Here is a 10,617-nt window from a genome sequence, read left to right as displayed (position 1 = left end):
ATTAAACTTCGACTTCGGACCAGTCTGTCGCAGGCAACTGCACTTTTTCGCCAGGAGACGACACCGATACAGTGGCCATACTCCGGCTCAGCCAGACAAACAGCTCACGGAATTGCAGACCCTTCAGTTTCTTGGCGCCTTTGTTGGAAAACTGGTTGAGCGTCTCGAAGGTCGCCCCTTCCACGCCGATGGGAAAAATTACGACTTTACGATTCTGCTCCGCATGGCGGCAACGATCCGCGACTGTCTCCCAGTCGAAGTCTGTAGGCGCCCCGTCGCTGATGAGGATGATCCAGGGACGCGTGGAGGAAATGCCGTTGGCGTCATACGCGGCTTTCTGATCTTCGATTTTATCCAGCGCCAGATTCATGGCGGCGCCCAGCGGCGTCGTGCCGTTGGCGAACACTTCGGGGGCGTTAAAGTCCATCGCATCCACCCAGTCCGTCAATATTTCCGCCTGATCATGGTTGCCTGCGCGGATCACCAAAAGCTGCACACGCATCGCTGTGCTGGCGTCTTCTTTCAGGGCCTGCTCCAGCAACTTCAAGCCTTCATTGAGCTGTCTGATCGGCTCGCCAAACATGGAGCTGGAGCCGTCCAGCACCAATACGCAGGGCGTGCGCTGGCTGTTGTTATCATTAAAAACCACATCCGGTATCAAAGTATCAGACATACCTACTCCTCGTTTACTTCCGATGAATTCAGGCAAAAGAAACACAAAGCGTTATTTGTAAAAGCGACCCTTCATATAGCCGTCATATAGAAAAAAACCGCCTGTTTAGATGGGCATTCTGAAGGATATCAGGCGCTTATAAAAGCATTCAGAAACGCTTGCGTACGCTCTTTCTCCGGCGCCACAAAAATTTTATCCGGCGGCCCTTCTTCGAGAATCCTGCCCTGGTCGAAAAAGCAGACGCGATCGCTTATCTCCCGGGCGAAATACATTTCATGAGTCACCAGTAGCATGGTGAAGCTGTGCTCTTTGGCGAGGTTGCGAATCACGTCCAACACTTCATCCACCAACTCTGGGTCAAGCGCCGACGTTATTTCGTCCAGCAACAGAATTTCCGGCCGCATGGCTAAAGCGCGGGCGATGCCAACCCGCTGTTTCTGTCCGCCGGATAACTGCGCGGGGTAGCTGTCCGCTTTATCTTGCAGCCCGACCAGCGCCAGCAGATCCATTGCTTCCCGTTCCGCTTCCTGTCGGGATTTACCCTTCACTCGCATAGGGGCCTCGGTGATGTTACGGCGCACCGTCATATGCGGAAACAGATTAAAGTGCTGAAACACCATGCCCATATGGTTGCGCATCTTGCGCAGGTGTTTTTTATCAGCGGGAACAAGCCGATCGCCTTTGGACATATGCCATAACGGCTCGCCTTTCACCCTGACCACACCGCCGTCGATATCCTCAAGGGTCATCAGGATGCGTAACAGCGTGCTCTTGCCGGAACCGCTGGAGCCAATGATAGACACAATCTCGCCTTCTTCGACGCTGAAGTTAAAGTTTTCAAATAACGCCAGTTCGCCGAACTGCTTTTTTACATTCTGAAATTCAATAATGGGAGAGGTCATCGTAGGCTGAATCCTTCTTTGGGAAAACGACGCTCGATCTGATGTACGCCCAGCGCAGCGACAATGCTGAACGCCAGGTAAAGCAAGCCGACCAGCGTGAACGGCTCCAGGTAGCGGAAATTTTCAGAACCCAGGATTTTGGCGGTCTGCAACATTTCCAACAAGGTGATGGCGGAGAGCTGAGGGGTTTCCTTAAACATGGCGATGATATAGTTGCCGGTGGCCGGAATCATCGCCCGCAACGCCTGCGGCAATACGATATCGCGATAGGTCATGAACTGAGACAGGTTAAGCGCTCTGGCGGCTTCCCACTGCCCCTTCTCCACCCCATCGATGCCGCTGCGAAACACTTCAGACAGATACGCTCCATAATGCGCGCCCAGCGCCAGCACGCCAGTGGTCATGGGCGACAGACTCACGCCAAACTCCGGCATGACGTAATAAAGGAAAAAGATCTGCACCAGCAACGGCGTGCTGCGCACAAACTCAACCACCCAGTAGACCGGCCAACTGATCCAACGTGAGGGGCTGCGTCGCAACAATGACAAAGCCAGCCCTACGCCAATCGCCAGCAGGCTGCCCAACAGGGTCGCGGATAAGGTTATCTGCGCGGCGTTCAATAAGTCCGGCAACACTTCCCAGGTGAAATCCCAGTCCCAATCCAGTTCTATCATGAGCGCAGACCTCCTCTATCCAGGCCCCGGCCCAGACGCGCTTCCAGCCACCGGAACAAAAAGGCCATCGCTTGCGCCATCACGAAATAGATCAGCAATACCAGACCAAAAATCTCCCCCACCTGCAAGGTTGCGTCCGCCAGGGTTTTGGCTTTGTAAGTAAGGTCGCCAATGGTGATCAGAGATACCAGTGAGGTCGCTTTCATCAATTCGATAGCGAGGTTGCCGAACGGCGGAATCATATTGATCAGCGACTGCGGCAGAATAATGCGCCATAACCGGCCCCAGGGCGTAAAGTTCAACGCCACCGCCGCCTCGTACTGCCCTTTGGGCACAGCCAGCACAGATCCTCTCACCACCTCCGCGCCATAAGCGCCGATATTCAATCCAAGCGCAATGACGCTCGCCGTCATCGCATCCAGATTCAAGCCGAAAAACGGCAGCACAAAATAAATCCAATACAGCTGAATCAAGGCGGAAGTGCCGCGAAAAAACTCAATATATACCCGCGCTATCTGCCGCAACGGGGTGGGCGCGAATAGCCGCGTCAAGCCGGCGATAAAAGCCAGCGCCCCCGCTACGGGTAGAGACAGGCAGAGAATTTTTAGGGTGATCCAGGCGCCCTGGAGCAGAATAGGCGTCAGTTCGCTCAGTTCCATGAGATAAGGCTTAGTTACACAGCTCCTGGGTAGTGATGTCGCCCGGCAAAGTGTGCTTACCGAATCCGTATTCCTGCACCATGCTGACGTGCTGCTCCGTTCCCAGGAAACCATCCAGCACTCGATTGAAGTTGTCGCGCAAGGTTTCATCGCCCTTACGGAAGCCAAATGCGCCGTAGCCTTTGACGGACTCCCCATCAATCTTCAGCTCATCAAACGGCTGCGCCAACTCCACGCGCTCATCTTTCTGCGCCAGTTGCGCCATGGTCAAACTGGTGCCCGCTAGCGCATCAATGCGCCCGGCTTTCAACGCCGCTACGCCAGCAGGATAGTCCGGCAACGTCACAATGCGGTCCATCGGCACGCCGAATTTCTTCGCGTAGCCAAATTCAACCGCGCCAGCCATCACGCCCATTTTTACTTCATCCGCTTTTTTCACATCGCCATAGCCATGCAACCCTTTGGGGTTACCGTCAAGCACCAGAAAGCCTTCGCCGATGGTGTAGGTAGGGTTGGAAAACAACACCTGTTTGCATCTTTTGGGGTTAACGTACATGCCGGCGGCAATGACGTCGAACCGGCCTGCTTTCAACCCGGGAATCAGGGAGCCGAATTCCGTTACGACCACTTCCACATCATCCACACCAAGCTTGTCCAAAACGTACATGGCGATGGATGGAGCCTCTCCCGCGGGCTCACCCATGGGAGTGAGATATCCATAGGGACGCTCGTTGGCGACGCCCAGGGTGATCTTGCCTTCTTTGCTGATCTCATCCCAGGTGTCAGCCATTGTGACGGTGGAGAGCGCGAACAATATAAACGCGAATATACTTTTCATGACTTCCCTCGAATTCCTTATATGACTAAACAAAAATGTCTATCGAAATCCTTAAAAATCATAAGTAGGTGAAAGTTAATTCTCAATAAATATTTTGAATTCTAATAATATTTGCAACCTAGCCATCCTCACCAACAGTTCCGCAAGCCCCTGAAACAGAGGCTTTCAGGGAGTTAACCGGCGTCTCAATCAGGTTTTGCATTACAATAGCGCTCCAACCTTGCCAATAAATATTCGACATCAAACTTATGCGTCGCTATTCGCTTTCCTGTTCCCATATATTCGCCAGACCATTCCGTCATTTCATGACGCACAAACAGGGGCTCACATTGCTGCTGGCAGCCAGTATCCATCTGTCTGCACAGGCGGCTCCCATGGAAATATCGCTGCAGTTCACCGAACTCCATTCCGTTAAAAACAAGGCTCAAGGGCTAACGGAGCCATCCGGGCTGACGCTCGACGCCAACGGCGGACTCTGGACAGTCAGCGACGACACCGCCAAGTTATTTCTGCTGGATCGTCAGGGACAGGTGCTCAAGAGCATCGATGCGCCTGCATCCGGTTTTGAAGGCGTCGCCTATGACCCTGAACACCGCCGTTTGATCGCGGTTAAAGAGGAAAGCAACGCGTTTTTCATTTTCGACCTCGCGTCTGGCGAACCAGTGGCGCAGCGTCGCTTATCGGACTTCGAGGACTTCGCCCAAAGCGCGACCTTTTTTTCTCAAACCAAAGAGAATAAAGGTCTGGAAGGAATCGCCTGGAACCCCGCAGACGCAAGCATTTACGCTATAAAAGAAGGCGATCCCGGCGTACTTCTGCATTTATCCGGCGATCTAAGCAAGGTGATAAGCAGCGTCAAACTCGCGGAAACCGGCGTCAGCGACGACGATATCGCCCTGGATGACATCGACTACTCCGGCCTGACCGTGATCCCCGAGCACAACTTGCTGGCTATCGTCAGCGACAAAGCGGCGAGGATCTATTTCTATGATCTTACAAGCGGACGGGTTAAAAGCTCTGCGGCGCTGACCAAGCCTGGGAAAAAGCCCGGCAAGCTCAAGCCAGTGCGAAAGGCGGAAGGAGTTGCTTATGATCCGACGAGCCAAACGCTCTATGTGATTAGCGATAAAGACGCCGAGTTGTATGTGTATAAAGTGGTAATAAGCGAATAAGAAGCGTGCGACGCCAGAGTCATTAATACTCTGGCGCGCCGTTGATCAGACCGGCGACGCCGGCCTGCGGGAATCAGTACAGCGCCGATTCATCCTCCAAGACTTCGTTGAGTACGTCCAGGAACAGCTTGTCCGCATCACTCATGTTTTCTGGAATGCGGATGGTGGTGCTGGCGCTGATTTCATCAGCCATTTTACGTTCCGCGTCTTTTTCCTGCTGCAACCTGCGTGCGATTTCCATGCACTTAACCGGAATGGTGGGATCCATCAGCACTTTCTTAATGAAGCCCCGCATCTCCGCAATCATTTTTGCCTGCCGGCTCTCTTCCGCCATACTCATTGGCGATCTCCTATAACAGCTTGTTCTAATAATTTATTCCGCAAAAACCAAGAGACAACGTATCTGAGTTCTTATAGTGAGTATAGTGAGGGTTTATCCATAAAAAAACCCACGCCCGACGCCTTCATGGGAGTCGTCGAACATGGGCTGATAAGTACCGCTGACGCGGTGCGTATGAGACAAATCAAACCAGAAAGGATAGCTGTTAGGCCGCTATCTGGTTGGCCAAAGCAGAATGTCATGCATCGCCTCGCTCCAACACTGTCTGTTTCGACATTTTTTAGGCTAATATAGCCAATCCAAGCGATGACGGGTAAAAGCATGCAGCAAGTCACAATTCTCGGTTTCGACTACGCGGTATCTTCCGCCATTACCGGCGTGGTGGATTTGCTGGCGATGGCCGGGGTCACCTGGAATCACATTCAGCGCAGCCAGCCCCATCCCAAGTTCAATATCCGCGTAGCCACCCGGGACGCCCAGCCTGTGCGCTGCCATAACCGGCTGCTGATTCAGGCCGACGCCTGCTTTGACGATATTAAGCCGAGCGATATCCTGGTTATTCCCTCCATCGCTGGCGATATCGAAAAAACACTGACGCAGAACCCTCAACTGATTGAGGTTCTGAAAACCATGAATGGTCAGGGAACAATCATCGCGGGCAACTGCACCGGCGCCTTTTTCATGGCGGAAGCTGGCATTCTCGACAACCGCACTGCGACCACCCACTGGGCCTTTGTGGACATGTTCCGCCAGCGATACCCCAGCGTGGACCTGCGGCCGGAGCAAATGCTCACCGCCTCGGAAAACGTGTTCTGCTCCGGCGGCGGCATCGCCTGGCTGGATTTGTGTCTGTACCTGATCGAACATTTCTGCGGCCACGAAGTGGCGGTGCAGACCGCCAAAACCTTCGTCATTGATATGGGACGCACCTATCAATCCAGCTATTCCTCCATGCGGGCGCGCAAATATCATCGCGATGAGGATGTGCTGCGGGTGCAAAACTGGCTGGAAACGCACTGCGATCAGGACGTGCGCATCGACGACCTGGCGGGACGCTTCAATATGAGTCCACGCACTCTGGCGCGCCGCTTTAAGGCCGCCACCGGCGATACGCCGCTTGGCTACCTGCAGACATTGCGTCTGGAAGAGGCCAAAAAGCTCCTGGAGGAAACCTCCGACAACGTCAGTCAGATCACGCTAGCGGTGGGTTATGAAGACGTCAGCTCTTTCACCAAACTGTTCCGGCAAAAAACCGGCCTGACGCCGAAAGAGTATCGAAACAAGTTCCAGCGGCGCAGCATAACCTGATGTCCGAAGCCAACCCTATGTCTGAAGCAAACGCCACCCTCTCCAACGCGGATGTTCCCGTCACTGCGCCGCCGCTTCAGCCGTTTTATTACCTGGACAACTTCCTTACCCTGTTGAGCTGCGTGGAGGCTCAATACGCCAACCTGCTGAACGCAGAAGAAAGCGCCTATATCCAGAATTTCCGCTCCCTGACGCGCACGCAACAGGCATTGCTGGTGCGCTTGTACGGGCGCAAAGGCCCGCTGTTTCGTAGCGACAAACTGGCTTATACAGAGATTCCCCAACTTGGCGAAGACCTGGATATTCTTGCCGACAAGGGCTGGATTGAATTCAATCCTGATGCAGAAGCCCCGGCGTTACTGGCCTTGTTGACCAAGGAGGAAATCCGCCAGAACTGGCGTGCGGAAGCCCCTCGCAGCAGCAAACGCGACAAACTGCTGGAAGGACTTGAGCTGACCTGCGCGGACATTTATCAACAGGGCGACTTCCGCTTTCTGCAGCTGAACCATACCGATTTAGTATTGCTGTTTCGGCTGCTGTTTTTCGGCAACCTCTATCAGGACCTGACCACCTTCGTCACCTCTGATTTGGGCGTCATTCGCTACGAGAGCTACCAGCTCGATCCCGAGCACCGACTGTTCGCCGCACGTGAGGATATCGATCACATCAAGCAACTGGTGGCGCTGGCGGACGAATATTCCGCTCTAGAAACTCTAAGCGTCGACGTATGCGCCGATATTGTCGCCAGAACGCCGGCGCCGGGAGATAGCGCCGTCCTACGCCGTCGCCACGATCGCTTCTGCAATAAAGTCGCTCGTGATCTGGAGCGCCTGCAGGATCTGGATCTAGCGTATCAGGTTTACCAGCGTACGGAGACGCCACCATCGCGGGAGCGCCGCGCCCGCATTCTGTTCAAGCAGGAAAAATATGAGGCGGCGCACGATATCTGCGCAAGCATCATTGACTCGCCTTACACCGAAGCGGAGTTGATTTTCGCTGAGCAGTTCACCGACAAGTGCGCCAAAGCACTGGGCCGCCCAAAGGACCGTTCTTCGCCTTTCCGTCCCCTACAGCGCTTGCTCACTATCGCCGCCAATCCCGAGTTGCGGGTGGAGGAACTGGTGCGCTTGGAGGTCGCCGGGGCGGGCGGAGTTTGTGTCTACGTAGAGAACTGGCTCTTCAATGCGGTATTCGGGCTGACCTTCTGGCCGGCTGTCTTCGCCCCGGTTTCCGGCGCTTTCAGCCATCCCTATCAGCATCGCCCCCATGATCTTTACGACGCCAGCTTCACCAAGAAGCGTCATACGCAGATCCAGGCCGCTTTCGCTTTATTAAACGCAGAAGACTGGCCGGAGGTCATACTGGCGCGATGGCGGGACAAATTCGGCCTGAGCAATCCATTCGTCGGTTGGCCGGAAGCAGGAGAAGACCACCTGCAGATAGCGCTACAGCGTATTCCCCGCGAGCATTGGCGGGCAGTCTTTCAACGCATGCTGCGGGACTTGCGGGAGAACGGCAGCGGCTTTCCAGACTTGATTCACTTCCCTGAACAGGGCGGCTATGAATTGCTGGAAGTGAAAAGCCCCACCGACAGCCTGCAACCTAATCAAAAGCGCTGGATGGCGACGTTCGAGCAAAATGGCATCCCTTACCAACTGGTTCAAGTCACTTGGCTATAAAGACTTCGCCTCCGGACAAACTCTCCTACAAGCTCAGCGTTCGGGAAGCCGCTCATTTTCTTGCGCTGTTGGGCGATCTCGACCATCAGGATCGGGACACCGCCAGCGCCCGCGAAGGGCAGCTTGCGCACAAGCAGGTTCAGGAAGGCTGGCCGGCGGACTACATCAGCGAAGCCCCGGTAAAGATCACCCTCTCCGAAACGGACTTTCAACTACAACTGCAGGGGCGCATAGACGGCCTCCGCATTGCTGACGACCATGTGTTGTTCGAAGAAATCAAAACGCTGCGCCAGGACCCTCAGCATATCCCCCTTGGACTGGCGGAAAGACACCGGCTGCAGCTGTTGCTGTACGCCCTGCTGTGGCGACGGGAGCAAACAGAGCCCCCACTAACGCCGATCAGGCTGCGTCTGACTTATGTGCGCGTTCCGGACATGGAGCAAACGCAGTTTGATAGCGAAATGTCCTGTGAGGAAGCCGAACAAGAGAGCGACACGCTGTTTCAGCGTCTGCAAGAGTGGTATCGGCGTCTGACCGAGCATCGACTTCAACGTAACGGTCTGCTGCGCGATCTCAACTTTCCTTATAGCGGATTTCGCCCGGGTCAGCGGGAGTTGGCGCGCCAAACCTATCTTAGCCTGCGCGACGCCAGTCAGGCGCTGATAGAGGCGCCCACTGGAAGCGGCAAATCACTGGCGACGCTGTTCCCTGCGCTGAAGGCCATGGGGGAAGGTCACCTGGATCAAGTGATGCTGATCACCGCCAAGACTTCTTCCCAAGAAGCCGCGCTAAAAGCCACGCAGGATATGCGCCTGGACAATGCGCCGCTGCGCACCTTGCAGCTCCATGCCCGCGACCGTATTTGCGGGGGTGACTCCGTTTGCGATCCGCTGGACTGCCCACGCCGACGCGACTTCTATCAACGTCTACCGGAAGCAAGGGAGGAAGCGCTGGAAGCGGCATGGCTGGATGGCGAACGCCTGCGCGAGATTGCGCTGAAATACGATCTCTGCCCTCACGGTTTGCAGGGCGAGCTGGCGCCCTGGGTGGATGTCCTCATTGGCGACTATAACTATGCGTTTTCTCCCCAGGTCAGATCAGACAGCCTTTTCACTCGAAATCGTATCGGCCTGCTGGCGGATGAAGCGCACAACCTGCCTGACCGGGCGCGGGATCTGTTCTCCGCAGAGCTGTCCGAGGCTCCTTTCAACCGTATTGGCCGACAATGCAAGGCGCTGAGGAAAGACGCCAGCGCCGTCGCCAAAGCCATCAGGCAAATGCATATCACGCCCGAGCAGGCGCCAGGAAAAGGCCAGCAAGCGCTGGAGGCGCGTCTGCAGGATTTTTGCGCCGTGGCGGAGCACTGGCTGATGTCGCCCCAGGATTTGCTGGCGTCAGCGGATACGGAGCTGAATCGACAGGTGCAGGAGGCGATTTTCACCGCACAGGGCTGGATACGTCTGGCGCCCAGCATCGGCGACGATTTCGCCTGTTTCGAACGCGACTGGGAGCAACAGCGCGTCCTGAGTCTTCGCTGCCTGTCTCCCGCCCGTTTACTGCGGCCGATGCTGCAGGCCTGTCATGGCGTCACCCTGTTTTCCGCAACACTGACGCCACCGTATTACTACCAGAGCTTATTAGGCCTGGACGATAATCCCCAGCTTTTCCGTAGCCTGTCGCCTTTTCCGCCAGAGCATCTGGGAGTGTTCATTGCGCCCTATTTAAATTTCCGGCTGCGCAGCAGAGACACGCAATTGGACGCAGTGTGCGCGTTGATCCAGCAGAGCATCGCCTCCCGACCTGGAAACTATTGGGTATTCACGCCAGCGTTCAGTTACATGGAGCAGCTCACTGAGCGCTTCGCCAAGCTGTATCCAGAGATAGAGTTTGCGCAGCAGACCCGACAGGCCAGCCAGGAAGATCAGCAGCGTTTTCTCACCCGCTTCCGCAAGGCCCGCGAGCTGCTGGGTTTCACCGTTATTGGCGGCGTCTATGGGGAAAGTATCGATATGGTCGGAGATAGTCTGGTGGGCTGCATTATTCTTGGCCCAGGTCTTCCGCAGATCAGTTCGGTCAACGAGCAGATCTCCGCCTATTTTGAGCGCCAGGGAATGGACGGCTTTGCCTACGCTTACCAATTGCCGGGCTGGCAAAAGGTGGTGCAAGCCGCAGGACGGGTAATCCGCACCGAGTCCGACAAAGGCGTTGTGATCCTGGTGGATGATCGTTTCACCAAACCGCCTTACCCTGCCTTGGCCCCACAACATTGGCGTCCGCAGCTCGTCAGAAGCAGTCAAAATCTGCAATCCGGTCTTACTCAATTCTGGTCGCAAGACCCAGCCCCTGATGACCATTGAGCAGCTATACGACGC

General features: G+C 55.3%; 10 protein-coding genes. 4 read left to right on the top strand and 6 right to left on the bottom strand.

Annotated features, from left to right (window positions below; translation table 11 throughout):
- Nucleotide 1: 1 nt before the first annotated feature.
- The 5 genes from ACQYWX_RS03680 to ehuB form a co-directional block, all read right to left on the bottom strand.
- On the bottom strand, nucleotides 2-673 hold the full coding sequence (locus tag ACQYWX_RS03680) for a vWA domain-containing protein (protein WP_431687916.1): 672 nt from the start codon (nucleotides 671-673) through the stop codon (nucleotides 2-4).
- A gap of 128 nt (nucleotides 674-801) precedes the next feature.
- Complete coding sequence (ehuA, locus tag ACQYWX_RS03675; RefSeq protein ID WP_431687915.1) at nucleotides 802-1,575, bottom strand: ectoine/hydroxyectoine ABC transporter ATP-binding protein EhuA; 774 nt, start codon at nucleotides 1,573-1,575, stop codon at nucleotides 802-804.
- Complete coding sequence (gene ehuD / locus ACQYWX_RS03670; RefSeq protein ID WP_431687914.1) at nucleotides 1,572-2,249, bottom strand: ectoine/hydroxyectoine ABC transporter permease subunit EhuD; 678 nt, start codon at nucleotides 2,247-2,249, stop codon at nucleotides 1,572-1,574. The genes ehuA and ehuD overlap by 4 nt, the downstream gene beginning before the upstream one ends.
- Complete coding sequence (ehuC, locus tag ACQYWX_RS03665; protein WP_431687913.1) at nucleotides 2,246-2,908, bottom strand: ectoine/hydroxyectoine ABC transporter permease subunit EhuC; 663 nt, start codon at nucleotides 2,906-2,908, stop codon at nucleotides 2,246-2,248. The genes ehuD and ehuC overlap by 4 nt, the downstream gene beginning before the upstream one ends.
- Nucleotides 2,909-2,918: 10 nt before the next feature.
- On the bottom strand, nucleotides 2,919-3,746 hold the full coding sequence (gene ehuB, locus ACQYWX_RS03660) for an ectoine/hydroxyectoine ABC transporter substrate-binding protein EhuB (RefSeq protein ID WP_216736420.1): 828 nt from the start codon (nucleotides 3,744-3,746) through the stop codon (nucleotides 2,919-2,921).
- Nucleotides 3,747-4,120: 374 nt separating this feature from the next.
- Between ehuB and ACQYWX_RS03655 the strand changes: the two genes are divergently transcribed.
- Complete coding sequence (locus ACQYWX_RS03655; RefSeq protein WP_431687912.1) at nucleotides 4,121-4,918, top strand: SdiA-regulated domain-containing protein; 798 nt, start codon at nucleotides 4,121-4,123, stop codon at nucleotides 4,916-4,918.
- 73 nt (nucleotides 4,919-4,991) lie between these two features.
- Here ACQYWX_RS03655 and ACQYWX_RS03650 read toward each other — a convergent pair whose 3' ends face one another.
- Nucleotides 4,992-5,258, bottom strand: coding sequence for a hypothetical protein (locus ACQYWX_RS03650; protein ID WP_127968473.1), 267 nt, complete (start codon nucleotides 5,256-5,258; stop codon nucleotides 4,992-4,994).
- A 321-nt stretch (nucleotides 5,259-5,579) separates the two neighbouring features.
- Here ACQYWX_RS03650 and ACQYWX_RS03645 point away from each other — a divergent pair, with 321 nt between their 5' ends.
- The 3 genes from ACQYWX_RS03645 to ACQYWX_RS03635 are packed head-to-tail and all read left to right on the top strand — an operon-like array spanning nucleotide 5,580 to nucleotide 10,602.
- The gene (locus tag ACQYWX_RS03645; RefSeq protein ID WP_253938261.1) at nucleotides 5,580-6,566 is read left to right on the top strand and encodes a GlxA family transcriptional regulator; all 987 of its coding nucleotides are present in this window, start codon (nucleotides 5,580-5,582) and stop codon (nucleotides 6,564-6,566) included.
- Nucleotides 6,567-6,583: 17 nt separating this feature from the next.
- Nucleotides 6,584-8,245: a VRR-NUC domain-containing protein gene (locus tag ACQYWX_RS03640; protein ID WP_216736417.1), complete on the top strand. Its 1,662-nt coding sequence runs from the start codon at nucleotides 6,584-6,586 to the stop codon at nucleotides 8,243-8,245.
- On the top strand, nucleotides 8,236-10,602 hold the full coding sequence (locus ACQYWX_RS03635; RefSeq protein ID WP_431687911.1) for an ATP-dependent DNA helicase: 2,367 nt from the start codon (nucleotides 8,236-8,238) through the stop codon (nucleotides 10,600-10,602). The genes ACQYWX_RS03640 and ACQYWX_RS03635 overlap by 10 nt, the downstream gene beginning before the upstream one ends.
- The last annotated feature ends 15 nt before the right edge of the window (nucleotides 10,603-10,617 follow it).

The organism is Hahella sp. NBU794 (assembly GCF_050749805.1).
GTDB lineage: Bacteria > Pseudomonadota > Gammaproteobacteria > Pseudomonadales > Oleiphilaceae > Hahella.
This window is presented reverse-complemented; position numbering and strand designations above follow the sequence as displayed.

Excerpts from the sequence above, each read along its gene's own strand:
- ACQYWX_RS03680 (WP_431687916.1), bottom strand. The coding sequence starts at position 673 with ATGTCTGATACTTTGATACCGGATGTGGTTTTTAATGATAACAACAGC.
- ehuA (WP_431687915.1), bottom strand. The coding sequence starts at position 1,575 with ATGACCTCTCCCATTATTGAATTTCAGAATGTAAAAAAGCAGTTCGGC.
- ehuD (WP_431687914.1), bottom strand. The coding sequence starts at position 2,249 with ATGATAGAACTGGATTGGGACTGGGATTTCACCTGGGAAGTGTTGCCG.
- ehuC (WP_431687913.1), bottom strand. The coding sequence starts at position 2,908 with ATGGAACTGAGCGAACTGACGCCTATTCTGCTCCAGGGCGCCTGGATC.
- ehuB (WP_216736420.1), bottom strand. The coding sequence starts at position 3,746 with ATGAAAAGTATATTCGCGTTTATATTGTTCGCGCTCTCCACCGTCACA.
- ACQYWX_RS03655 (WP_431687912.1), top strand. The coding sequence starts at position 4,121 with ATGGAAATATCGCTGCAGTTCACCGAACTCCATTCCGTTAAAAACAAG.
- ACQYWX_RS03650 (WP_127968473.1), bottom strand. The coding sequence starts at position 5,258 with ATGAGTATGGCGGAAGAGAGCCGGCAGGCAAAAATGATTGCGGAGATG.
- ACQYWX_RS03645 (WP_253938261.1), top strand. The coding sequence starts at position 5,580 with ATGCAGCAAGTCACAATTCTCGGTTTCGACTACGCGGTATCTTCCGCC.
- ACQYWX_RS03640 (WP_216736417.1), top strand. The coding sequence starts at position 6,584 with ATGTCTGAAGCAAACGCCACCCTCTCCAACGCGGATGTTCCCGTCACT.